Raw genomic sequence first — 23,561 nt, 5'->3', positions numbered from 1 at the left:
GTCATCCTGGCGCACACGGTCAAGGGCTACGGCCTGGGCACCCACTTCGAGGGCCGCAACGCGACCCACCAGATGAAGAAGCTCACCCTCGCGGACCTCAAGGCCTTCCGCGACCACCTGCGCATCCCGATCACGGACGACCAGCTCGAGGCGGACCTCTACCGGCCGCCGTACTACCACCCCGGCATGGACTCCCCGGAGATCCAGTACCTGATGGACCGCCGCAAGCAACTCGGCGGCTTCGTCCCCGAGCGGCGGCCGGACCATGCGCCCGTGGAACTGCCCGATCCCGCAACCTATGGGGTCGCCAAGCGAGGCTCCGGCAAGCAGCGCTCAGCCACCACCATGGCCTTTGTACGCCTGCTCAAGGACCTGCTCCGGGACAAAAAGTTCGGACACCGCATTGTCCCGATCGTGCCGGACGAATCCCGCACGTTCGGCATGGACGCGTTCTTCCCGACGGCGAAGATCTACAACCCGGACGGCCAGGGCTACCTCTCCGTGGACCGGGAGCTCGTCCTTGCCTATAAGGAATCGGCCCAGGGCCAGCTGATCCACCCGGGCATCAACGAGGCCGGATCCGTGGCAGCCTTCACCGCCGCCGGCACGTCCTACGCCACGCACGGCGAACCGCTCATCCCGGTCTACGTCTTCTACTCGATGTTCGGCTTCCAGCGCACCGGCGATTCCTTCTGGGCCGCCGCCGACCAGATGACCCGCGGGTTCATCATCGGCGCCACCGCAGGGCGCACCACCCTGACCGGCGAAGGCCTGCAGCACGCCGACGGCCACTCCCCGATACTGGCAGCAACCAACCCGGCCGTCATCACCTACGACCCGGCATACGGCTACGAGATGGGCCACATCATCCGGGACGGCCTCAACCGGATGTACGGCCCCGGCGAAGCCGGGAAGGAAATTGCCGGCAACGATCCGTCGCGGAACCTGATGTACTACATCACTGTCTACAACGAGCCGATCGTCCAGCCGGCCGAACCCGAAAACCTCGACGTCAACGGTGTCCTGAAAGGCATCTACCGGGTGTCGGCGTCGGACTTTGACGGGCCTAAAAGCCAGATCCTGGCCTCCGGCGTGTCCGTTCCGTGGGCCCTCGAAGCCCAGCGGGTCCTCGCCGAGGACTGGGGCGTCTCCGCCGATGTCTGGTCCGTGACCTCCTGGACCGAACTCCGCCGCGACGGCCTCGCGGCAGAAGAAGAGGCCTTCCTGAACCCCGGCCAGCCCGCCCGCGTCCCGTTCGTGACCCAGCAGCTCGCCGGCGCCACCGGCCCGATCGTGGCGGTCACCGACTACATGAAGGCCGTGCCGGACCAGATCCGGCAGTTCCTGCCGCACCAGTTCGCCTCGCTCGGCGCGGACGGCTTCGGCTTCTCCGACACCCGCGCCGCGGCCCGCCGTTTCTTCAAGAACGACATCCACTCGATTGTAGTGAAGACCCTCCAGCTGCTGGCCTCGCGCGGAGAGGTCGACAGCGGGGTGCCCGCCTACGCGATCGACCGCTACAAGCTCCTGGACGTCACCGCCGGGACCACCGGAGGAGCGGGTGGCGACGCCTGAGAAGCGAGTTATGGTGGGCAGATGAGCGACAGCAGAGCGCACGGCACCGGATCCGGCGGCACGACGGCGGTGCTGCTGGCCGCCGGAGCCGGGACCCGGCTGGGGCTCGGGCCCAAGGCGTTGCTCCCCTTCCATGGCCGCACGCTGGTCGAAGTGCTCGCTGACGTGCTGCTAGCGGGCGGCTGCCGGGAGGTGGTGGTGGTGCTTGGCGCGGATGCGGCAAGGGTCCGCGCCGCCACCGACCTCGGCCGGCACCGGGTCATCGACAACCCGCACTGGGCCAGCGGGATGGGCAGCTCGTTCCGGGCCGGTATCGCCGCGGCGGCCCTGGAGGCCCATGTGCTCATTGCGCTGGTGGACCAGCCCGGCCTGACCAGGGAGACCGTCACCCGGCTGCTGGCAGCCCACCGGCCAGGCCGGGTGACGGCGGCCGCCTACCGCGACGCGGACGGGAAACTGCAGCGCGGACACCCGCTGCTGCTCGATGCCGGACTTCGCACCGAAGCCGCGGAATCCTCTACGGGCGACGCCGGCGCCCGGCAGTTCCTGCGGGCCCATCCGGACCTGGTTGATCTGGTGGACTGCAGTGACCTCTCCGGCGGCGAGGACCTCGACTCCCCCGAACAGCTGCACCTCCTCGACTAAAGACAACGCGGGGTCAAATACGGCCCATTAAGACCCCCTCGATGGGCCGTATCTGACCCCGCGCTGGTTTTAGCGCGAGTGAGCCAAAAACTCCTGCAGGCCACGCTTGAAACCGGACCGGCCGCCGTGGGCCGGGTGCCTGATTTTCGGCGCGCCCAGGCCGCTGCGCTGCAGGCTGCGGTGCGCCACATTGCCCACGGCCACCACAGTTTCGATGGAAAACGCCTCGATCAGCGCCTGCCAGAACGGAGTTCCAAGGTCAGCCTCGGACGCCCTCGGCGTGCGGTTGGACAGCGGCCGCCCGGGCACGTGGGTGTGCCACGGGCAGGCGCTCCACAGCAGGGGCAGGAACTCCAGCTCGGCCAGGACCTGCCACACCACCGTGGCCGTCGGCTCGGCGGCTATGCCTTCGGCGTCTGCCGGAAGCACGTACCCCTTCCCGGGCCCAAACAGCCCAAACCCGTTGGCAGGGCCTTCGAACATGGACCGGTTCGTGAAGGGAATCCCGGTGATCCTCATGCCCCTGTACCCGGGGGCTTCGCCCAGCAGCAGGACCTTTGGGGCGCGGTCCTGCATCTCCCCCAGATAGAGCTCCAGGTTCCGCCGGCGCTGCGCATTTCCAGCCACGGTGTGGTCAAAGAAGTTGTTGCACCCCGGCCCCGTTTCGACGGCCGCGAGCCGGTCAACAAAGCCGTCGATGGAGGAAACAGTCATTCGCCGGCCCTTGGGGACACCAGGCAGAATCAAGCGCCCTACCAGCGGGGGTGGATCGTTTCGCGGAAGTAGCGGTCATAGATTTCGCGGACGCCGACGTCGAACGTTGCGTCAATGCCGCTGACACCCGCCGCGGCGGCATTGGAGCGCGCCTGGTCCACGTTCCGCGCGCCCGGGATCACCGTGCTGACGCCGTCCTGCGCCGCGATCCAGGCGATGGCCGCCTGGGCGGTGCTGACGCCGTCGGGCACCAGTTCCTCGAACTCGGCCACCGCTTTGAGGCCTTCCCCGAAGTCCACGCCGGAGAAGGTTTCCCCGACGTCGAACGCCGATCCGGTGCGGTTATAGTTCCGGTGATCGTCCTCCGCGAAGGACGTCTCCGCGGTGTATTTGCCGGAGAGCAGCCCGGAGGCGAGCGGGACACGGGCGATGATGCCCACCCCGGCGGCCTCGGCGGCGGGCAACACTTCATCCAGCGGCTTGAGCCGGAAGGCGTTGAGGATGATCTGCACGGTGGCGGTGCCGTCGTGGCGCATTGCTTCGAGGGCTTCCTCGGTCCGCTCCACGCTAACGCCGTAGTTGCGGATGGCCCCCTCGGCCACGAGCGTGTCCAGCGCGTCGTAGACCTCGTTGTTGCTGTACACCGCGGTGGGCGGGCAGTGCAGCTGGACCAGATCCAGCTGCTCGACGCCCAGGTTGCGCCGCGACCGGTCCGTCCATTCGCGGAAGTTGGCGAGGTTGTAGCTCTCCGGCCGCTGCTCCACCCGCCGGCCCATCTTGGTGGCCACCGTGATGTCCAGGCCGGGGTTGTCTGCCAGGAACGCGCCGATGGCCTGCTCACTGCGGCCGTCGCCATAGACGTCCGCGGTGTCGAAGAACGTGACGCCCGCTTCGACGGAGGCCGCCAGGATGGCCTGCGCCTGCGCGGGGTCCACGTTGCCCCAGTCCGCGCCAAGCTGCCAGGTCCCCAACCCGACCGTGGAGACGTTTCGTCCGGTTTTGCCCAAGATTCGTTGTTCCATCGTCCGACTATAGGCCGTCAGCGGCCTCAAAGCGGAGGAACCAGCCCTGCCTCCTTCAGGCCCAGGTAGATCTTGTCCCGGGAGATGGGCAGCTGGGAAAACCTCACGCCGGTGGCGTTCCGGATGGCGTTCGCGAGCGCCGGCGCCACCGGATTGAACGGGCTCTCGCTCATCGACTTCGCGCCCAGCGGGCCCAGCTTGTCGCTGGTGTCGGCGAAGTACACCTCGCTGCGCGGCACGTCGGCAAAGGAGGGGACGTGGTACTGCCGCAGGACGTCGGTGGTGACGCGGCCGGCGTCGTCCACTGCGACCTCCTCGTAGAGCGCAGAGCCGAGGGCCTGCGCGATCCCGCCTTCGATCTGGCCGCGGCACTGGCGCGGATTGACCACCACGCCGGCGTCGGCCGCCTGCACGCTCTGCAGGATCCGCAGCTCCCCCGTCCCGGTGTTCACCGCCACCCGGAAGCCCTGGACATTGAACGCCACGGAACGCGGCGTCCCGCCCCAACGCCCCTCGGCGGCGAGCTCGACGCCGGCCTGCTCCGCGGCGTCGTAAATGTCCGTCAGGGGCACCCGGGTTCCCTCGCAGACCACAGCGTCCCCGTCCAGGACGCAGCCGGAGCGCGGCACGCGGCGGAGGCCGGCGGCGAAGGCGCGGATGCGGAGGGCGAGGTCCTCGGCGGCCGCGAGCGTCGCTTTGCCGGCCACCACGGTGCCGGCAGATCCGAACGCCCCGGAATCGTGGTCCACGAGGTCGGTGTCGGACTGCCGGAGGGTGACGCGGGCGGCGGAGGTGGACAGCGCGGTGGCCGCGAGCTGCGCGTGGACGGTGGAGGTGCCGTTGCCGAATTCTGCCGTCCCGACGTCGGCGGCGTAGGTCCCGTCGGGCAGGAGCCGGAGCCTGGAGTGGGCAAAGTGGCCGCGTGGCGGGACGGTGTCGATCATGGACAGGGCAGTCCCCTCCCCGACCACCCAGTCCGGTCCCAGGCTGTCGAGGCCGGCGGCGCGGCAGCGTTCCCGCCCACGGGCCAGCGCGTCCTCGACCAGCTTCGTGCACTGGTCCAGGCCGTAGCTGCCGTAGCGGACGTCCTCCTGGGGCTCGTCGCGGATGGACAGCATGTCGTCGCCTTCCCGGACCATGTTCCGGCGGCGGAACTCCAGGGGGTCCATGCCGATCCCTGCCGCGAGCTCGTCGATGCCGGATTCGATCGCGAAGATCATCTGGCTGAGCCCGTAGCCTCGGAAGGCACCGGACGGCACCGTGTTGGTGTACACGGCGTGGGCGTCCACTTTCTTGTTGGCGCATTTGTACACCGCCAACGACTCACCGCAGCCGTGGAACATGACCCCGGTCGCGTGGTTGCCATAGGCGCCGGTGTTGGTGAGCACCTCCAGCTTCAGTGCGGTCAGCCGCCCGTCGCGGCTGGCGCCGGCCTTGAGATGGATGGTGAAGGGATGCTTGGTGGTGGCGGCGGTGAACTGTTCGGTCCGGGTGAATTCAAGCTGCACGGGGCGGTTGAGCTTCAGGGCGGCCAGCGCCACGACGTCTTCGGTGAGCACCTCTTGTTTGCCGCCAAAACCGCCGCCCACCCGTCCGGCCACCACCCGGATCTGCTCTTCCGGCAGGCCGAACACCCGACCCAGGGTGCGCCGCACCAGAAACGGGACCTGGCTCGAGGTGCGGATCAGCAGGCGCCCGTCACCGCCGATCGAGGCGATGGAGGCATGGGTTTCGAGCGCCATGTGCTGCACCCGTTGAGTCCGGTAGGTGTGTTCGTGGATGAAGTCCGCCGCGGCGAACCCGGCCGCCATGTCGCCGAGCTCGGAATGCAGTTCCGCGACGACGTTCCGCTCCGGCCGGCTGATGCGGGCCGTGGTTGCGTCCTTCTCCCCGTGGAGGGCGGGGGCGCCGGGGAGCATGGCGTGCTCCGGGGTAAAGACCGCGTCCAGCACCTCGTAGTCGACCTTCAGGGCCCGCACGCCAGCCTCCGCCGCCGCCACCGTCCCGGCGACGACGGCGGCGACGCGCTGGCCGGTGAAGCGCACGATGTCGTCAAACACGCGGGTGTCGTCCGGGTCGTCGGTGTAGAGCTCGTGCTGCGCGGTCGAAAACAGCTGCGCCGGGGAGTCCTCGTGGGTGAAGACGGCCGTGACCCCGGGAATCGCCAGCGCGGCTGCTGCGTCGATGGAGCGGATCCGGGCGTGGGCATGCGGGGAGCGCAGCAGTTTCGCGTGCAGCAGCCCGGGCAGTTCATCGGCCGGGACGTCCAGGGTGTAGCGGGCCTGCCCCGTGACGATGGCGAGGCCGGCGGGGGCGGGAGCGTCGTCGCCCAGTTGTCCGGGGCGCGGCTCCGGCCGGCCAGGCCCCTCAGAAGGGGTGACCGGGCGGCTCCCCTTCCCGCAGACGGCGTCCTCGATGGCCGTGTACCCGGTGCACCGGCACAGGTTGCCCTTCAGGTTCCGCGGCAGGTCCGCCCTCTGCTCCTCATCGAACGTCGCTGCCGTCATCACCATGCCGGCCGTGCAAAAGCCGCATTGGAAGCCCTGCCGGTCCAGGAACTGCTGCTGCATCGGATGAAGCGCGGTGCTGTTGGGGTCACCGGGTCCGCCGGAGGCGCTGGCGGCGGCCAGTCCTTCCACCGTGGTGACCGCCCGGCCTTCCGCGCGGACCGCGGGATAAATGCAGCTGTGCACCGGGACCCCGTCCACGTGCACCGTGCAGGCGCCGCAGTCGCCGGCGTCGCAGCCCTTCTTGACGCCCAGGTTCCCCTGTTCGCGAAGGAACGTCCGCAGGCACTGGCCGGGACGGGGTTCGGCCTGCGCCGGGACACCGTTGATCTCGATTCTCATGCCCAGGCACCTTCCGTCCGGGGTCCACCGTTCAGGGTCCCGCCCCGCGGCGGCCAGAAGTCACCGGATATGCGTAACGGGTCGCGGCCTGCCGGGGCGGTGAGTTCGGCCTGGATTTCATGGGCCAGCCGGTACGTCATGTCCTTGCGCCAGGCGGGCAGGCCGTGGACGTCGTCGTGGTACAGGTCATCGGGGATGGCGGCATCCAAGGCCTCGGAGAGAGCATCAGTGAGGGCGCCGGCGAGCGCCGCCGCGGAGGACTCCAGGCGCAGCTGCACGGGGCGCTTGGTGGCTGCGGTGACGGTCAGGACCAGGGTGCCGCCGGCGTCGAGCCTTCCAATCAGCAGCACCGCTGACCTGCCCAGGTTGCTCAGCGACAGCCGGCGGAAGGCCACCCGGGAGGACAGTGCCGCCGCCGGCAGGCTCACGCTGCGCAGGAGCTCGCCGGGAGCGAGGCAGTTCGTCCCGTCGCCCGTAACGAAGTCCAGCACCGGGAGCGTGCGGCGGGCGCCGCCGGGGCCCAGAATGGTGGCCCTGGCGTCGAGCGCCGCGGAAAGCGAGATCATGGGCCCGGCCGGCAGGGAAGTGCACAGATTGCCGCCCACCGTGGACATGTACCAGACCTTGCAGGAGGCCACAAAAGACTCGCAGCAGGGGCGGACGAGCTCCACGCCGGGCCAGTTCCCGGCCAGGCCGCGGCCGGCGGCCGAGCCGGCATCCGCATCCGCATCCGCATCCGGGAATGCATACAGTTGCGCGATGGTGCAGGTCGCCGCCAGCTCGATGCCGGCCGCCGACACCGCTATGGGTGTCCAGTCCGTGGAGCCGAGGTCCAGGAGGCGCAGGAGCGGTTCCTGTCCGGCGGCGGGGCTCCCGGAGGAGAAAAGCACGGTACCCCCCGCGAGCCAGGCGTCCCCTTCGCGCCACTGCGCCGGATCCGCGGTGCGGACCACGGCCTCGATGGTGTTCATGTCCACTGGGCCTCCTCAGGTTCCGGCATGCCGGCGCTGCTGTCGTGATGGTTGCGGTCGTGATGGTTGCGGCCGTGATGACTGCTGTCCTGATGATTTCGGGAGTAGTGGTGAATGGGGCCGCTGGCATCCTTCAGGGACACGCTGCCCTGGGCCAGCCCGGCGGCCTTGCTCCGGTTGGCCACGAGTTCTGCCGTGATGGAGACCGCGACCTCGTCCGGCGTGACGGCCCCGAGGTCCAGGCCGATGGGTGAGTGCAGCCGGGCCAGGTCGCCGTCGGCCACGCCGGCCTGCCGCAGAGCATCGATCCGCCCGCGGTGGCTTCGTCTGGACCCCATGGCGCCGACATAGTCCACGTCCAGGCCGAGCGCGGCCTGCAGGAGCGGGACATCGAATTTCGGATCGTGTGTGAGCACGCAGATGGCCGTCCGGGCGTCGGTGCGGCCGGCCAGCACTTGGTCCGCCAAGTACCGGTGCGGCCAGGCCGTGGCCACCTCGTCCGCGGCGCCGAACCTGTCCTGCTGTGCGAACGCCGGGCGCGCATCGCACACCGTGACATGGAAGCCCAGGAGTTTCGCGGCCGGCACGAGTGCCGCACCGAAGTCATTGGCGCCGAAGATCAGCAGGCGCGGTGCCGGTAGCCGGCTCTCCACCAGCAGGCTCACGGGTTCCTGCTGGCGCTCCCCCGCGGACGCGATCCGGACCAGCCCTGTACGGCCTCCCCGCAGCAGCGGTTCCAACTGGGCTGCTGCCGCCCGCATCGCGAGCCCGGCACCACCGGAACCGCCCGCACCGAGCATCGCGGCGAGTTCGGCCGACTGCAGTACCCGGAAGGCCGCCGGGTCTGGAACCACGACGGCGCCGCCTCCGCCGGCGTCGACCCTGCGGATCAGCGCAGCGCCGCCGGCCGGATGCCTTCCGGCCAGGGCCAGCAGGCCGTCCAGCCGCAGCCGGCCGGGCCCCGTATCCACGGGTTCGATGTGGATTTCCAGCCTGCCGCCGCAGGTCAGCCCGGCGGCAAACGCGTCCTCGGCGCTGTAGCCGAAGCACTCCCGGCGCGTCCCGCCATCGCGCATTGCCGCCAGAGCCGCCTCCACAACGGCCCCTTCAACGCAGCCGCCGGACAGGCTGCCCAGCACCTCACCGGCCTCGGAGACCAGCATGGAGGTGCCCACGGGCCTCGGCACCGATCCGTCGGTGCCCACCACGGTGGCCACCGCGTAGCGCTGCCCGGACGCGGCCGGCGGCCATGTGCCCAGGTGCGGGAGCAGATCCAACATGGCCGCAGTCCCCGGCGCTAGTAGTCGGTCCGGGACTCAAGCGAGTTCCAGGCCTTGAAGGGATCCAGTGCCGCGGGCGCTTGCGGGTCTGTCAGTTGCAGCCTGCCCACCGGCATGAGCGTGTCGCGCTGGTCGTTTTCGAAGTATTCGTAGAAGACGGCGTCATCGAACCCCGCAGCCGCGGCATCGTGCCGGTCCGCGGCGAACATCACGCGTGACACCCGCGCCCACAGTGCGGACGCCAGGCACATGGGGCACGGCTCGCAGCTGCAGTAGAGCGTGGCTCCGCTGAGATCGAAAGTGCCAAGTTCGCTGCAGGCCTGCCGGATGGCCGTGACCTCGGCGTGCGCCGTGGGATCGTTGGTGGCGGTGACGCGGTTGACGCCTTCGAACGCTAGCCCGTCCGCAGTGACCACCACTGCGCCGAACGGGCCGCCGCCGTTCAGGACGTTGGCCGTAGCCAACTCGATGGATCTCGCCAGGAACTTCTGGGCCGTATCGGTTGTAGTCATGCCGCCACTCCCTACCTGCGGAAGCCTGTACACCGTGACGGGTACGCAAGGGCCGTATGCGACGGTGACCAGTCTTCAGCATGTGCCTTGAAGGTTGCGCCTGGTAGATAGCTTCCCGCGTCCCGGGCTGCCCGCCGTTGGCAAGATCGACAGTAGCACCGGGATGTCCGCGCGGCGCGCCCTATTTGAGGGAAGCCCAGTTTCGTTATGTGAAATCTCTATTTCCGGGTCTTCACGCCAACGCCGCCCTACCGCCCAAACAAAACGCCTACCGGCCAAAGAGCGGCAGCGCACGGAGCCATCGGGAAAAGCCGCGGTCCCTCCGTTCGCAGTCGGCCGGAATGTAGAAGTCCGGGTCTGTGGCACCGAAGTCCGCGGCGCTGAACGGCAGGTACAGCTCCACCCCGGGCGCCGGAAATTCAACGGCACTGCCCTTCTCCTGCGAGTTCATGGATTCCTCCTCATGCATTGTGTGGCTGCTTCCTCGCACCGAACCGAATCATGCGGCTGAATTCCACATTTTGGAAATAATTTATTGCTATATGGAAAAGACTAGGGCGGCGGAAGCCTGCGGTCAAGAGCCCCAACCGCCGCGGTCACAAACCGTTTTTTCGGAAAGTGATGTACACCACGCCCGGACCGGGCTACGCTTAATCCCAATTCGTGGCGCAGGTCACGTAACCTGGGAGCAGCAGGCAGGGTCGTAATGAGCTGGCATCAACTGATGTCGGCTCTTTTTTGTGGGCCGACGGAATGAGAAACGCGCGGGAAACACGCGCTTAATTTCTATGTGGGACTTTGGTGCCACATACCTGAAGTTGGGAATCAGACCATGAGCAACAAGATCGTCCTCGGCCACAACCAGTACGGAAAAGCCGAAGTCCGGGTCGTCAAGATCACCAGGGACACCGACCGCCATGAAATCGAAGACCTGAATGTCACCTCGCAGTTGCGCGGGGACTTCGCGGCTGCCCACCTCGAAGGCGACAACAGCCATGTGGTGGCCACGGACACCCAAAAGAACACCATCTATGCCTTCGCCCGGGACGGCATCGGCTCCCCGGAAGCCTTCCTGCTGCGGCTAGGCAAGCACTTCACCTCGAACTTCGACTGGGTCACCGGCGGCCGCTGGGCAGCCGAATCCTACAAATGGGACCGGATCCAGGCCCACGGGACCGGGCACGACCACTCCTTCGTCCGCAGCGGCCAGGAAGTCCGCACCGCGGTCCTTGTCCGCAACAGCGGTACCGAGCACCTCATCGCCGGGCTCAAGGACCTCACCGTGTTGAAGTCGACCCAGTCCGGGTTCAGCGGCTTCCCGCGGGACAAGTACACCACCCTCCCGGAAACGTCCGACCGCATCCTCGCCACGGACGTATCGGCCCGCTGGCGCTTCAGGACCGGCACCGATTTCGGCACGTTCGACTTCAACAAGAGCTACGAGGACGTCAAGAGCCTGCTGCTGGAGGGCTTCAGCGAAAACTACTCCCACGCCCTGCAGCAGACCCTCTTCGACATGGGCGCCAAGGTCCTCGAAGCTCACACCGAGATCGACGAGATCAAGTTCTCCATGCCCAACAAGCACCACTTCCTCGTTGACCTCTCGCCCTTTGGCCTCGACAACCCCAACGAGGTCTTCTTCGCCGCCGACCGCCCCTACGGCCTGATCGAAGCCACCGTCCAGCGTGAAGACGCCAGCCCCGCGGAAATCGCCTGGTCCGGGATCGCCGGCTTCTGCTAGGACTCCCGAGCGGGCCGGCCCGGAACTCCGGCGCCGGCATTCCAGCACCCGTTAGCCAGACATTGTTAGCCGGACGAAGAAGTCCGCCATGAACCAAGAAGGTCTGCCATGAACGCACGCAAGAAATTAACCGCCCGGCTGCCACGCACCGGCGGCTCCGGCGGCACCCCCCGCCCCGAGGACCAACGACTCTCCATCGGAAGCAGTTTCGCCTACGGCTTCCAGCACGTCCTGACCATGTACGGCGGCATCATCGCCGTCCCCCTGATCGTCGGCCAGGCCGCCGGCCTGGCTCCGGCCGACGTCGGGGTTCTGATCGCCGCGGCCCTCTTCATGGGCGGCCTGGCCACGCTGCTCCAGACCCTGGGCTTGCCGTTCTTCGGCTCCCAGCTCCCCCTGGTTCAGGGCGTCTCGTTCGCCAGCGTGGCGACGATGGTCGCCATCGTCACCGGCGGAGGCGGCCTCCCTGCCGTCTTCGGCGCTGTCATTGCCTCTGCAGCCATCGGGCTGCTGATCGCCCCGGTGTTCTCCAAGATTGTCCGGTTCTTCCCGCCGGTGGTCACCGGCACAGTCATCACCATCATCGGCCTAACACTGATGCCCGTGGCGGCCAACTGGGCCATGGGCGGAAACAGGAAGGCCGAGGACTACGGGAGCGTGGCCAACATCGGGCTGGCGGCTATTACCCTGGCCCTCGTGCTCCTGCTGAGCAAGGTCGGCAGCGCCACTATTTCCCGCCTGTCCATCCTGCTGGCCATGCTGGCCGGAACGGGGGTCGCCGTCGTCACCGGCATGGCGGACTTCTCGAACGTCGGCGACGGCCCGATCGTCGCCTTCCCCGCACCGTTCCACCTCGGCGCACCCACCTTCGAAGCTGCCGCCATCATCTCCATGCTGATCGTGGTGCTGGTGATCCTGACCGAGACCATGGCCGACATCCTGGCCGTCGGCGAAATCGTGGGCACCCGGGTTGATTCGAAGCGGATCGCAGCGGGCCTGCGGGCAGATATGGTTTCCAGCCTCGTGGCGCCGGTCTTCGGCTCCTTCACGCAAAGCGCGTTCGCCCAGAACGTTGGCCTGGTCGCCGTCACCAAGATCAAGAGCCGCTATGTAGTGGCGGCCGGCGGCGTCATCCTGGTGCTGCTGGGCCTGCTGCCGGTGCTCGGCCGCGTGGTCGCGGCGGTCCCGACGGCGGTCTTGGGAGGTGCCGGAATTGTGCTCTTCGGCACGGTGGCCGCGAGCGGCATCCGCACGCTGGCCAAGGTGGAGTACCGGAACAACATGAACCTGATCATCGTCGCCGCCTCCATCGGCTTCGGGATGATCCCGATCGCCGCCCCCACGTTCTACGACAAGTTCCCCAGCTGGTTCGCAACGATTTTCCATTCCGGCATCAGCTCCGCAGCGGTCATGGCCATCGCGCTGAACCTGCTCTTCAACCACCTAAAGAAGGGCAACTCGGAGAACCAGTCGGTCTTCGTGGCCGGAACGGGCCGCGTCATCCGCGAGGAAGACCTTCAATGCCTTGCCGAGGGCGACCGTTACGAGAACGGCAAACTGATCGACTGCGACGGCAAGGAAGTCCCGGTGGAGTCCGCCGCGACATCCGAACACTAGCCCCCTAATACACCACCGGCATGAGCGTTGCGGCCCCTCCCTGTGAAGGTAAAGGGGCCGCAACGTGGCCTGGCAAACGGCGGCACAGCAGCTGGAGGTCAGCTCTTGTTAAGGTCCTGGGAGATCGCCAGGGCTGCCTCGCGCAGCAATGGCACAGCCCGATCCGCGAAAGTCTCGTCCACCCGGGAAACAGGCCCGGAGACGGAAATCGCCGCGGGGGTCGGCGCATTGGGGATGGCAATCGCGAAGCAGCGGACGCCGATCTCTTGCTCTTCCTCATCGATCGAATAGCCGCGGCCGCGGATCAGCTTCAAGTCGGCGAACAGGGACTCGACGTCGCCGATGCTCTTCGGAGTGGGGGTGGGCATGCCCTTCCGGGTCACGATGCCACGCACCGTCTCATCGTCCAGCTGGGCCAGGATCGCTTTGCCCATGCCGGTGGCGTGCATGTAACCGCGGCGGCCCACTTCGGTGATCATCCGCATGGAATGCAGGGACGGGACCTGGGCCACGTACATCACCATGTCAGAGTCCAGCACGGCCATGTTGGCGGTTTCCCCGAGCCGTTCCACGAGGGACTGGAGCTGCGGCCGGGCAAGCGCGCCGAGCTGCTTGTTCGCCGCCTCGCCCAGACGGATCAGGCGCGGGCCCAGGGCATAGCGCCGGTTCGGCAGCTGCCGGATGTAGCCCAGGGTAACGAGGGTGCGCAGCAGCCGGTGGATGGTGGGAAGCGGCAGGTCGGTGGAGGACGAGAGTTCGCTGAGTGTGACGTCGCCGCCGGCGTCAGTGATCAGTTCCAGAAGTTCGAAAACGCGTTCAACGGACTGCACGCCTCCGGGGGCTTTTTCCGCCATAACTTTGCTCTCCTGAGAGGTTGCTTCCGACAAATTTTATCCACATCGTGAAAAAAGTGCTTAGTAGACCCAAGATACAGTACCGCCGGCCCGCCGTCGACGGACCCTCGGGGCTTGTAATTCCACAAAGTAGATAATAATATCCATCATACGAAATAAGTAAGTGCAGCAAGAGCCCGTCCGCGGGCCGACTAGGAGGAAATTCAATGGCGAATCCGAGCCCCGGAAATTCGATCACCCTGCGTGTGGAGGCGCCGTCCAGCTTCAGTGCCACCAGCGAACTGGCCGCCGCCGTCGGTGCGGCCGGCGCCGCGATCACGGCCCTGGACGTCACCGAGTCCCACCATGAGACCCTGGTAGTCGACGTCACCTGCAACACCACGGACGACGACCACGCCGCACGCGTCAAGGACGCGCTCAACGCGCTCGACGGCGTCACGGTCCGGAACGTCTCGGACCGAACCTTCCTGATGCACCTCGGCGGCAAGCTGGAGGTTGTGCCGAAGGTCGCCCTGCGCAACCGGGACGACCTCTCCCGCGCCTACACCCCCGGCGTCGCCCGCGTCTGCCTGGCGATCGCGGAAAACCCTGAGGCCGCCCGGAACCTGACCATCAAACGCAACACCATCGCCGTCGTGACCGACGGCTCCGCCGTCCTGGGCCTCGGCAACATCGGCCCGGCCGCCGCACTGCCGGTCATGGAAGGCAAGGCCGCGCTCTTCAAGCAGTTCGCCAACGTCGACGCCTGGCCGGTCTGCCTGGACACCCAGGACACGGAGGAAATCATCCGGATCGTCAAGGCGCTCGCCCCGGTCTACGGCGGGGTCAACCTTGAGGACATCGCCGCTCCGCGCTGCTTCGAGATCGAAACCCGGCTCCGCGAGGAACTCGACATCCCGGTCTTCCACGACGACCAGCACGGAACCGCAATCGTCACGCTGGCAGCCCTGACCAACGCCCTGCGCGTCGTGGACAAGAAACTCTCCGAGGTCCGGATTGTCGTTTCGGGCGTCGGCGCCGCCGGCTCCGCCATCATCGCGCTGCTCAAGGCACAGGGGGCCCGCAACATCATCGCCGCCGGCCGCTCGGGAGCGATCCACTTCGGCGAACAGTACAACGACGAGCACCGCACGTGGATTGCCGAGAACACCAATGAACGGGGCTTCTCGGGCACCCTGCACGAAGCGCTCAAGGGAGCCGACGTCTTCATCGGCGTCAGCGCACCGCACGTGATCGGCGAAGAACAGGTGGCATCCATGGCCAACGACGCTATTGTGTTCGCCATGGCCAACCCCACGCCGGAAATCGACCCGGTGGTCGCATCACGGCACGCCGCTGTGGTGGCGACCGGCCGCAGCGACTTCCCCAACCAGATCAACAACGTCCTGGCCTTCCCAGGGTTCTTCCGCGGGCTGCTGGACGCGGGGGCGGCGGACATCACCCCCGAGATGCTGGTGGCCGCCGCCGCGGCGATCGCCAACCGGGTCGCCGACGACGAGCTCAATGCCAGCTACATCATTCCCAGCGTCTTCGACCCCCACGTTGCCGCCGACGTCGCCGCGGCGGTTGTCGCGGCTGCCCACGCGACGGTCCCGGCCGCCGCGCTGACCCACGCCTGATTCGCCGCCTGCTTCACCGACCAGGAAGGACCACAATGGCCCTCACCATTTCAGCCCGCCGCCCCGTTGACCGCGCGGAGGAGATCCTCACACCCGAGGCGCTGGCCTTCATTGAGCAATTGCACCAGCGTTTCGCCGCCACCCGCGCGGATTTGCTCAAGGCCCGCGCGGTCAAACGCGACGAGGTGGCCCGCACCGGCCGGCTCGATTTCCTGCCGGAAACCCGTGATATCCGTGAAGGCGACTGGACGGTGGCCCCGGCCCCGACAGCCCTGCAGGACCGCCGGGTGGAAATGACGGGTCCGGCCGCACCGGCCAAGATGGCCATTAATGCCCTGAACTCCGGGGCCAAGGTCTGGCTCGCGGACCTCGAGGACGCCAGCACTCCCACCTGGTCCAACGTGGTCGAATCAATCGTGAACCTCCGCGACGCCGCGGCGGGAACCCTGGCCTACACGTCCCCCGAGGGCAAGGAATATACGCTCCGGACCGATGCCCCGCTGGCCGTCGTTGTCGCCCGCCCGCGCGGCTGGCACATGGCAGAGCGCCACCTGCTGATCGACGGCGAACACACCGTGGGCGCCCTGGTGGACTTCGGCCTGCACTTCTTCCACACCGCCAGGCAGCTGCTGAAGAATGGCCATGGCCCGTACTATTACCTGCCCAAGATGGAGAGCCACCTCGAGGCCCGGCTGTGGAACGAGGTCTTCGTCTTCGCCCAGGACTACCTCGGCATTCCGCAAGGCACCATCCGCGCGACCGTCCTGATCGAGACCATCCCCGCAGCATTCGAAATGGACGAGATCCTCTACGAACTCCGCGACCACGCCTCAGGCCTGAACGCCGGCCGCTGGGACTACCTGTTCAGCATCATCAAGTACTTCCGTGACGCCGGCTCGCGCTTTGTGCTGCCGGACCGCGCCACCGTGGCTATGACCGCGCCGTTTATGCGCGCCTACACCGAACTGCTGGTCAAGACCTGCCACCACCGCGGCGCCTTCGCCATGGGCGGCATGGCGGCCGTCATTCCCAACCGCCGCGAACCCGAGGTTACAGCCCAGGCGTTCGAGAAAGTGCGCGCGGACAAGACCCGTGAGGCGAACGACGGCTTTGACGGTTCCTGGGTGGCCCACCCGGACCTGGTGCCGGTCTGCCGGGACGTCTTCGACGCCGTCCTGGGCGAGCGGCCGAACCAGCTGGACAGGCAGCGCCCGGAAGTCTCGGTCACCGCGGACCAGCTCCTGGACGTCGCCTCCGCCCGTGGCACGGTCACCGAGGCAGGCATGCGCCTGAACCTCTACGTTGCCGTCGCCTACACAGCGGTGTGGATTTCGGGCAACGGCGCGGTCGCCATCCACAACCTGATGGAGGACGCGGCGACGGCGGAAATCTCGCGGTCCCAGGTCTGGCAGCAGATCCGCAACCACTCTGTGCTCGCCGACACTGGCCGGACCGTCACCCGCGAGCTGGTATCCGGGATCCTGGCCGAGGAAACCGAGAAGCTCCGGGGCGAGGTGGGCGAGGACGCTTTCGTGAAGCACTACCTGCCCGCCAGCAAGCTCATCGGCGACATCTGCCTGTCCGAGGACTACACGGACTTCCTCACCACGCCGGCGTACGAGCTGGTGGGCTGAGGCATGGCAGCCACCTCCGCCAGCGCCAGGCCGCAACCACGCAGCCATCTGCAGCGTCAGGGTCCGGTGACGCCGGCCCTCTCCGGGGCCGACCTCGCCCGGATCGATGCGCAGCTCGCCGACACCGACCGGCTGCTGGAGCGCAGCTACCCGGGCGACGACGGCTCCCGCCAGCCGGTGCACACCGTCTACGTTCCGGCCGACCGCTTCAGCCCGGAGTTCGCCGCGGACTGGGGCGCCCAGGCCCTCGCCGCGGTGGACGCCCGCGGCGGCGTCGAAAGCCTGTGCGCGCTGCAGGGCCAGGAAGCCGAACTGGCCGCCGCCGTCGCGCCGCGGGTCCGGGCCAAGCTCTCACGCGAGCCGATCGAGGACCTCCGCCTGGACTTTGAGGACGGGTTCGGGGACCGGGGCGACGACGCCGAGGACGCCGCCGCTGTCGCCGCGGCATCCGCCGTGGCCGCCGCCGTCGCCGCCGGTACCGCGCCGCCGTTCATCGGGATCCGCTTCAAGTGCTTCGAGGCTGCCACCCGCGCCCGGGGTCTGCGGACCCTGGATCTCTTCGTCTCGCAGCTGGCCACGGCCGGCGAACTGCCGGACGGGCTCGTCCTCACCCTGCCCAAGGTCACCACGGTGGCACAGGTGGAGGCCATGGCCTTCGCCGTGTCCCGGCTCGAGGAAGTCCACTCGCTCCCCGCGGGCCGGCTCCGCTTTGAGGTGCAGGTGGAAACGCCGCAGCTCATCCTGGGCCCGGACGGAACCTCGCCGGTGGCGCGCCTGCCGCACGCGGTGCCCGGCCGGATCAGCGGGCTGCACTACGGCACCTACGACTACTCAGCATCGCTGCAGATCTCCGCCGAATACCAGTCCATGGAACATCCCGTGGCGGACTTTGCCAAAGAAGTCATGCAGCTTGCCGCGGCCGGCACCGGGATCCGGCTCTCCGACGGCTCCACCAACATCATCCCGGTGGGCGGGAACGTGGAGCAGGCCTGGCAGCTCCACGGCCGGCTGGTCCGCCGCTCGCTGGAACGCGGCTACTACCAGGGCTGGGACCTCCACCCCGCCCAGCTGCCCAGCCGGTTCGCCGCGACCTACGCCTTCTACCGGCAAGGGCTCCCGGCCGCCGCTGCCCGGCTCCGCAATTACGTGGACCAAACCGCCGGCGGCGTTCTGGATGAACCCGCCACCGCACGGGCTCTGGCAGCCTTCGTGCTTCGCGGCGTCCAGTGCGGCGCCGTCGGCACCGAAGAAGTCCTGGCGCTGGCCGGCGTCGGGCTCCCCGAACTCACCGCGCTGGCCCACCCCCGGCTGGCCAACACCTCCACTCCCTCCGCAAAAGGAACGCACCCATGAGCAACTATTTCTACCCCGAAGGCGGGCTTCCGCCGCAGACCCAGATCCTCTCGGACCGGGCCGTGGTCAAGGAGGCCTACACCGTCATTCCGAAGGGCGTGCTCCGGGACATCGTCACGAGCAAACTGCCCGGCTGGACCAACACCCGCTCCTGGATCCTGGCCCGGCCCATCGCCGGTTTTGCCACGACGTTCTCGCAGCTGATCGTCGAGGTGGGACCGGGCGGAGGCTCGGAAAAGCCCGAGCCGGAGGCCGGCGTCGAAGGCGTCATCTTCCTGACCAAGGGCGCCCTGGCACTGACCCTCGAAGGGGAAATCCACAGGCTGGGCGAGGGCGGCTACGCCTACCTCGCCGCGGGGGCCCAATGGTCCGTGGCGAACGAGTCCGGGGAGATCGCCAGTTTCCAGTGGATCCGGAAGGCCTACGAGCCGCTGGACGGCTACACGGCGAAATCCTTTGTAACCCGCGACCAGGACGTCGCACCGCGGGCGATGCCGGACACCGACGGGGCCTGGGCCACCACGCGTTTCGTGGACCCGGAGGACCTCGCCCACGACATGCACGTCAACATCGTCACCCTCAAGCCCGGCGCCTCCATCCCCTTCGCGGAAACCCACGTCATGGAGCACGGCCTCTTCGTGCTGGAAGGCAAAGCCGTCTACCGGCTCAATGACGACTGGGTGGAGGTGGAGGCCGGCGACTTCATGTGGCTGCGTGCCTTCTGCCCCCAGGCGTGCTACGCCGGCGGTCCGGGCAACTTCCGGTACCTGCTGTACAAGGACGTCAACCGCCAGATCCGCCTGACCTAAGACCGATCCACCAATACCGATCCACCAATACCGATCCACGTAGTGGAGTCCGTCCCGTCTGACGGGGCGGACTCCTCCGTGGTTCCGCCGGCCGCGCCTCGGCACCAAATCTGGTCACCCAGCCCGGAGCCCTTGCGGCCCGGGCGATGCTTGCTAGCCTGAGGCTGTGAAGTACGAATCCCTGTGGATCGGAATGCTCCTTGGCGCGGCCCTCGGCTTCGCCATCGGAGTCACCACCGTCGACAAGCCATTCACGGGCCTGCTGATCGGCCTCGGGGTCGGCGCACTCGTGGGCCTGGGCATCCGCAAGGACCCAACGAAGCGGTAGGGAATTTCGCCGCATCTGCTGCCCGCGCGCCCTGAACTGCCGGAACCTGAAATACCGTAGGCTCCCGCGCTCCGAGGTGCCGGGGCAAGAATATCGGGGTCCCTCGCGCCTCACCCCGCAGCCACACCCCCATTCGCTCACCCCTTGACTCCCCGGCCCAACCTTCCCTACACTTTTCATAAAGCAGAATCTTAATTCCACAAAGCGGAAAACAAGCAAGGATCTGCAAGGCAAAGGTGCCCGGGATCCAGCTCCCGCCCACACCGGAAGGAACCCACAATGACGTACACCGTGAACTGCTCCATCCTCCTGACGGAGCTCCCCCTCTGGGAACGCCCGGCCGCCGCGAAGGCCGCCGGTTTTGACGCCGTAGAATTCTGGTGGCCCTTCGAGACCTCCGTCCCCACCGACGTCGAGGTTGCCCGGTTTGAGAACGCCATTACCGACGCCGGCGTTCAGCTGACGGGCCTGAACTTCAACGCGGGCGACATGCCCGGCGGCGACCGCGGCCTGGTCTCCTGGCCCGCGCGCTCCACCGAATTCCAGGACAACATCGACGTCGTCGCCGGCATCGGTGAGCGCCTCGGCTGCAAGGCCTTCAACGCCCTCTACGGCAACCGCATTGACGGCGAATCCGCTGAGCAGCAGGACGCCATTGGCGCCGAAAATCTCGCGACGGCGGCTGCCGGCGTGGCCCGCATCGGCGGTACGGTCCTCCTGGAACCCGTCAGCGGCGCCCCCCGGTACCCCCTGCTCAAGGCGCAGGATGCCCTCGATGTGATCGCCCGGGTCAAGCAGGAATCCGGCGCCGGGAACGTCAAGCTCCTCGCGGACTTCTACCACCTGGCCGTGAACGGTGACGACGTCGCCGCCGTCATCGAAAAGCACGCCAAGGACTTCGGCCACATCCAGATCGCCGACAACCCCGGCCGCGGGGCTCCCGGAACCGGGCAGCTTCCCCTCGGCGAATGGATCGCCCGCAGCCGCGCACTCGGCTACGAGGGCTACATCGGCCTCGAATACAAGGAACCCGCGGAGACCGCATTCAGCTGGGCCATCCGCCAGCGCGTCCCGCAGTAATCCCCACCCGCTCCCTAACCTCGCAAGCTCGGCCAGGGAACCCGGCGGGCGTGGGCCCACCGCCCGCCGTGGCAAAGAAGCACACCCGCGCTACATCGAACACAAAGACTTCAGAAAGAGAACCACAATGAGCAACATCGCAGTCATCGGCCTCGGTATCATGGGACTGCCCATGGCCATCAACCTCGTCAAGGCCGGCCACGCGGTCACGGGCTTCAACCGCAGCCAGGACAAGACCGACAAGCTCGTCTCCGAAGGCGGCAAGGGTGCCGCGAGCATCGCGGAGGCCGTCAGGGACGCCGACGTGGTCATCACCATGGTGCCGGACTCCCCCGACGTCGAAGGCGTGGTCAGCGGTCCCGACGGCGTGTTCGACAACGCCAAGCCGGGCGCCCTGTGGGTTGATGCCAGCAGCATCCGCCCCGACGTCGCCAAACGCCTCGCCGACGACGCCCGGGCCGCCGGGATCCGTCCCCTCGACGCCCCGGTCTCCGGCGGCGAACAAGGCGCCATCGACGCCGCGCTCTCCATCATGGTGGGCGGTGACGCCGCCGACTTCGAGGCGGCACGGGATGTCCTGGCCGCCGTCGGCAAGACCATCGTCCACGTGGGGCCCTCCGGCGCCGGCCAGACCGTCAAGGCAGCCAACCAGCTGATCGTGGCCGTCAACATTGAAGTCCTTGGCGAGGCGATCGCCTTCCTCGAGGCCTACGGCGTGGACACGGACGCCGCCCTCAAGGTCCTCGGCGGCGGCCTGGCCGGCTCCAAGGTCCTGGAGCAGAAGGGCCAGAAGATGCTGGACCGCAACTTCGACCCCGGTTTCCGCCTGGCCCTGCACCACAAGGACCTCGGCATCGTCACCTCCGCGGCCCGCGAGGCCAATGTCGCCGTCCCCCTCGGCGCCATCGTCGCGCAGCTCGTCGCCGCCACCGTCAACCAGGGCGACGGCGGACTGGACCACTCGGGCCTTTTCAAGCAGGTCCTGAAGCTCAGCGGCCGCAACTAAGCGGCGCTGCCGCCCCGTCAAGGGGCACTTCGACACGAACGCACCGGCCGGCGTCGAGATTTACGACGGCGGCCCGCCCTCCCCCCCAACAAGAGGTGCCCGCGACGATTCGCCGGGCTTCCCTTCAGCACACCCAAAAACAGACCTTCAAGGAGCACACCATGACGAAGATGCGCACTGTAGACGCAGCCGTCGCCATCCTGGAAAAGGAGGGCGCCACCGAGGCGTTCGGCCTGCCAGGCGCGGCGATCAACCCGTTCTATTCGGCCATGAGGGCCCACGGCGGCATCCGCCACACCCTGGCCCGCCACGTTGAAGGCGCCAGCCACATGGCCGACGGCTACAGCCGGGCCAAGGACGGCAACATCGGCATCTGCATCGGCACCTCGGGCCCCGCGGGCACGGACATGATCACCGGCCTGTACGCGGCGTGGGCCGATTCCATCCCGATGCTCTGCATCACCGGCCAGGCACCCGTGGCCAAGCTGCACAAGGAGGACTTCCAGGCCGTGGACATCGAGTCCATCGCCAAGCCGGTCACCAAGTTGGCCATGACCATCCTTGAACCCGGCCAGGTTCCCGGAGCCTTCCAGAAAGCTTTCCAGCTCATGCGCTCAGGCCGGCCGGGCCCGGTCCTGCTGGACCTGCCGATCGACGTGCAGATGGCCGAGATCGAATTCGATATCGACACCTATGAGCCCCTGCCCGTGGAGAAGCCCAGGGCCAGCCGGAAGCAACTGGAAAAGGCACTCGACATGCTCACCGCAGGCGAGCGCCCGCTGATCGTGGCCGGCGGCGGCATCATCAATGCCGGAGCCTCGGCCCAGCTCGTGGAACTGGCCGAGCTGCTGGGCGTCCCCGTGATCCCCACCCTGATGGGCTGGGGCGCGATCCCGGATGACCACGAACTCATGGCCGGCATGGTGGGCCTGCAGACCAGCCACCGGTACGGCAACGAGAACTTCCTGCGCAGCGACTCCGTGATCGGCATCGGCAACCGCTGGGCCAACCGCCACACCGGCGGCCTGGACACCTACACCGCCGGCCGCACGTTCGTGCACATCGACATCGAGCCGACCCAGATCGGCCGCGTGTTCTCCCCGGACTTCGGCATCGCCTCCGACGCCGGCGCCGCCCTGGATGGGCTGCTGGAGCTGGCCCGGGAACGCCGGGACGCCGGGTCCCTGCCGGACTACACCGCCTGGGTTGACGAATGTTCCGGGCGCAAAGCCACACTGCACCGCAAGACCCACTTCGACAACGTGCCGATCAAGCCGCAGCGCGTGTACGAGGAAATGAACAAAGCATTCGGCATGGACACCACGTACGTGTCCACCATCGGACTGTCGCAGATCGCCGGCGCCCAGATGCTGCACGTGTTCGGCCCTCGCAAGTGGATCAACGCCGGACAGGCAGGCCCGCTGGGCTGGACCGCCCCCGCCGCGCTGGGCGTGGTCCGGGGCAAGCCGGACCAGACCGTGGTTGCCCTCTCCGGTGACTACGATTTCCAGTTCATGATCGAGGAACTGGCCGTGGGCGCACAATTCAACCTGCCGTACATCCACGTTGTGGTCAACAACTCCTACCTCGGCCTGATCCGCCAGTCCCAGCGCGGCTTCAACATGGAACAGAACGTGTCCCTGGCGTTCGAGAACATCAACTCCACGGATCTCTCTGCAACCGCAAGCGGCTACGGCGTGGACCACATTAAGGTGGCCGAGGGCCTGGGCTGCAAGGCGATCCGGGTGGAAAACCCGGAGGACCTGCCTGCCGCGTTCGACAAGGCCAAGGCGCTCCTGGGCGAGTTCAGGGTTCCGGTGGTGGTGGAAGTCATCCTGGAGAAGATCACGAACATCTCCATGGGCACCGAAATCAACGCCGTCAACGAGTTCGAGGCCCTGGCCGAGACCGCCGAGGACGCCCCCACCGCCATTCTGGCCCTGCAGGCCTGA

General features: G+C 67.6%; 20 protein-coding genes. 12 read left to right on the top strand and 8 right to left on the bottom strand.

Annotated elements, in window-relative coordinates; translation table 11 throughout:
- Positions 1–1,575: transketolase-like TK C-terminal-containing protein (locus AC1DNG_RS08750; protein ID WP_476887156.1), on the top strand; the 1,575-nt coding region annotated here is incomplete at its 5' end.
- A 21-nt stretch (positions 1,576–1,596) separates the two neighbouring features.
- Positions 1,597–2,220, top strand: coding sequence for a nicotine blue oxidoreductase (nboR, locus tag AC1DNG_RS08745; RefSeq protein WP_476887155.1), 624 nt, complete (start codon positions 1,597–1,599; stop codon positions 2,218–2,220).
- Between the two features lie 69 nt (positions 2,221–2,289).
- Here nboR and AC1DNG_RS08740 read toward each other — a convergent pair whose 3' ends face one another.
- The 7 genes from AC1DNG_RS08740 to AC1DNG_RS08710 form a co-directional block, all read right to left on the bottom strand.
- Positions 2,290–2,934 carry a uracil-DNA glycosylase gene (locus tag AC1DNG_RS08740; protein ID WP_476887154.1) on the bottom strand — a complete coding sequence of 215 codons (645 nt, stop codon included), beginning with the start codon at positions 2,932–2,934 and terminating at the stop codon, positions 2,290–2,292.
- A 38-nt stretch (positions 2,935–2,972) separates the two neighbouring features.
- Entirely contained in the window at positions 2,973–3,956 is a 984-nt protein-coding gene (locus tag AC1DNG_RS08735; RefSeq protein ID WP_230007749.1) for an aldo/keto reductase, read from the bottom strand.
- A gap of 26 nt (positions 3,957–3,982) precedes the next feature.
- Positions 3,983–6,805, bottom strand: coding sequence for a molybdopterin-dependent oxidoreductase (locus AC1DNG_RS08730; RefSeq protein WP_476887153.1), 2,823 nt, complete (start codon positions 6,803–6,805; stop codon positions 3,983–3,985).
- On the bottom strand, positions 6,802–7,782 hold the full coding sequence (locus AC1DNG_RS08725) for an FAD binding domain-containing protein (protein WP_476887152.1): 981 nt from the start codon (positions 7,780–7,782) through the stop codon (positions 6,802–6,804). The genes AC1DNG_RS08730 and AC1DNG_RS08725 overlap by 4 nt, the downstream gene beginning before the upstream one ends.
- Positions 7,773–9,056 (bottom strand): XdhC family protein, encoded by a 1,284-nt coding sequence (locus AC1DNG_RS08720; RefSeq protein ID WP_476887151.1) that lies wholly within the window; start codon positions 9,054–9,056, stop codon positions 7,773–7,775. The genes AC1DNG_RS08725 and AC1DNG_RS08720 overlap by 10 nt, the downstream gene beginning before the upstream one ends.
- Positions 9,057–9,073: 17 nt before the next feature.
- On the bottom strand, positions 9,074–9,568 hold the full coding sequence (locus AC1DNG_RS08715) for a nucleoside deaminase (protein WP_230008935.1): 495 nt from the start codon (positions 9,566–9,568) through the stop codon (positions 9,074–9,076).
- Positions 9,569–9,836: 268 nt separating this feature from the next.
- Positions 9,837–10,019, bottom strand: coding sequence for a hypothetical protein (locus AC1DNG_RS08710; RefSeq protein WP_476887150.1), 183 nt, complete (start codon positions 10,017–10,019; stop codon positions 9,837–9,839).
- Between the two features lie 381 nt (positions 10,020–10,400).
- Here AC1DNG_RS08710 and pucL point away from each other — a divergent pair, with 381 nt between their 5' ends.
- Positions 10,401–11,309, top strand: coding sequence for a factor-independent urate hydroxylase (pucL, locus tag AC1DNG_RS08705; protein WP_476860184.1), 909 nt, complete (start codon positions 10,401–10,403; stop codon positions 11,307–11,309).
- Between the two features lie 108 nt (positions 11,310–11,417).
- The gene (locus AC1DNG_RS08700) at positions 11,418–12,926 is read left to right on the top strand and encodes a nucleobase:cation symporter-2 family protein (protein ID WP_476887149.1); all 1,509 of its coding nucleotides are present in this window, start codon (positions 11,418–11,420) and stop codon (positions 12,924–12,926) included.
- Positions 12,927–13,024: 98 nt separating this feature from the next.
- Here AC1DNG_RS08700 and AC1DNG_RS08695 read toward each other — a convergent pair whose 3' ends face one another.
- A complete protein-coding gene (locus AC1DNG_RS08695; RefSeq protein ID WP_476860186.1) occupies positions 13,025–13,780 on the bottom strand; it encodes an IclR family transcriptional regulator in 756 nt (251 codons plus the stop codon).
- 206 nt (positions 13,781–13,986) lie between these two features.
- Here AC1DNG_RS08695 and AC1DNG_RS08690 point away from each other — a divergent pair, with 206 nt between their 5' ends.
- From AC1DNG_RS08690 to gcl, 8 genes are all read left to right on the top strand, one after another.
- Positions 13,987–15,399, top strand: a complete 1,413-nt coding sequence (locus AC1DNG_RS08690) for an NAD-dependent malic enzyme (protein ID WP_476856964.1) — start codon at positions 13,987–13,989, stop codon at positions 15,397–15,399.
- A 35-nt stretch (positions 15,400–15,434) separates the two neighbouring features.
- Entirely contained in the window at positions 15,435–17,033 is a 1,599-nt protein-coding gene (gene aceB, locus AC1DNG_RS08685; protein ID WP_476887148.1) for a malate synthase A, read from the top strand.
- 66 nt (positions 17,034–17,099) lie between these two features.
- A complete protein-coding gene (locus AC1DNG_RS08680; protein WP_476887159.1) occupies positions 17,100–18,386 on the top strand; it encodes a DUF6986 family protein in 1,287 nt (428 codons plus the stop codon).
- On the top strand, positions 18,383–19,195 hold the full coding sequence (locus AC1DNG_RS08675; RefSeq protein WP_028275486.1) for a bifunctional allantoicase/(S)-ureidoglycine aminohydrolase: 813 nt from the start codon (positions 18,383–18,385) through the stop codon (positions 19,193–19,195). Before AC1DNG_RS08680 ends, AC1DNG_RS08675 begins: the two co-directional genes overlap by 4 nt.
- 166 nt (positions 19,196–19,361) lie before the next feature.
- Positions 19,362–19,523, top strand: a complete 162-nt coding sequence (locus AC1DNG_RS08670) for a glycine zipper domain-containing protein (protein ID WP_162159054.1) — start codon at positions 19,362–19,364, stop codon at positions 19,521–19,523.
- Between the two features lie 279 nt (positions 19,524–19,802).
- Positions 19,803–20,603, top strand: coding sequence for a hydroxypyruvate isomerase family protein (locus AC1DNG_RS08665; RefSeq protein WP_476860188.1), 801 nt, complete (start codon positions 19,803–19,805; stop codon positions 20,601–20,603).
- Positions 20,604–20,697: 94 nt separating this feature from the next.
- Positions 20,698–21,609 carry a 2-hydroxy-3-oxopropionate reductase gene (locus AC1DNG_RS08660; protein WP_290370298.1) on the top strand — a complete coding sequence of 304 codons (912 nt, stop codon included), beginning with the start codon at positions 20,698–20,700 and terminating at the stop codon, positions 21,607–21,609.
- Between the two features lie 161 nt (positions 21,610–21,770).
- Positions 21,771–23,561, top strand: a complete 1,791-nt coding sequence (gene gcl, locus AC1DNG_RS08655; RefSeq protein ID WP_476887147.1) for a glyoxylate carboligase — start codon at positions 21,771–21,773, stop codon at positions 23,559–23,561.

The sequence above is a fragment of the Arthrobacter sp. 01T425 genome, from assembly GCF_056398725.1.
Note: the sequence above shows the minus strand (reverse complement) of the source record. Positions and strands in the feature narration are given on the sequence as shown.

Excerpts from the sequence above, each read along its gene's own strand:
- pucL (WP_476860184.1), top strand. The coding sequence starts at position 10,401 with ATGAGCAACAAGATCGTCCTCGGCCACAACCAGTACGGAAAAGCCGAA.
- AC1DNG_RS08730 (WP_476887153.1), bottom strand. The coding sequence starts at position 6,805 with ATGAGAATCGAGATCAACGGTGTCCCGGCGCAGGCCGAACCCCGTCCC.
- AC1DNG_RS08665 (WP_476860188.1), top strand. The coding sequence starts at position 19,803 with ATGACGTACACCGTGAACTGCTCCATCCTCCTGACGGAGCTCCCCCTC.
- AC1DNG_RS08700 (WP_476887149.1), top strand. The coding sequence starts at position 11,418 with ATGAACGCACGCAAGAAATTAACCGCCCGGCTGCCACGCACCGGCGGC.
- AC1DNG_RS08675 (WP_028275486.1), top strand. The coding sequence starts at position 18,383 with ATGAGCAACTATTTCTACCCCGAAGGCGGGCTTCCGCCGCAGACCCAG.
- AC1DNG_RS08715 (WP_230008935.1), bottom strand. The coding sequence starts at position 9,568 with ATGACTACAACCGATACGGCCCAGAAGTTCCTGGCGAGATCCATCGAG.
- AC1DNG_RS08735 (WP_230007749.1), bottom strand. The coding sequence starts at position 3,956 with ATGGAACAACGAATCTTGGGCAAAACCGGACGAAACGTCTCCACGGTC.
- AC1DNG_RS08740 (WP_476887154.1), bottom strand. The coding sequence starts at position 2,934 with ATGACTGTTTCCTCCATCGACGGCTTTGTTGACCGGCTCGCGGCCGTC.
- aceB (WP_476887148.1), top strand. The coding sequence starts at position 15,435 with ATGGCCCTCACCATTTCAGCCCGCCGCCCCGTTGACCGCGCGGAGGAG.
- AC1DNG_RS08695 (WP_476860186.1), bottom strand. The coding sequence starts at position 13,780 with ATGGCGGAAAAAGCCCCCGGAGGCGTGCAGTCCGTTGAACGCGTTTTC.
- AC1DNG_RS08710 (WP_476887150.1), bottom strand. The coding sequence starts at position 10,019 with ATGAACTCGCAGGAGAAGGGCAGTGCCGTTGAATTTCCGGCGCCCGGG.
- nboR (WP_476887155.1), top strand. The coding sequence starts at position 1,597 with ATGAGCGACAGCAGAGCGCACGGCACCGGATCCGGCGGCACGACGGCG.
- AC1DNG_RS08690 (WP_476856964.1), top strand. The coding sequence starts at position 13,987 with ATGGCGAATCCGAGCCCCGGAAATTCGATCACCCTGCGTGTGGAGGCG.
- AC1DNG_RS08720 (WP_476887151.1), bottom strand. The coding sequence starts at position 9,056 with ATGTTGGATCTGCTCCCGCACCTGGGCACATGGCCGCCGGCCGCGTCC.
- gcl (WP_476887147.1), top strand. The coding sequence starts at position 21,771 with ATGACGAAGATGCGCACTGTAGACGCAGCCGTCGCCATCCTGGAAAAG.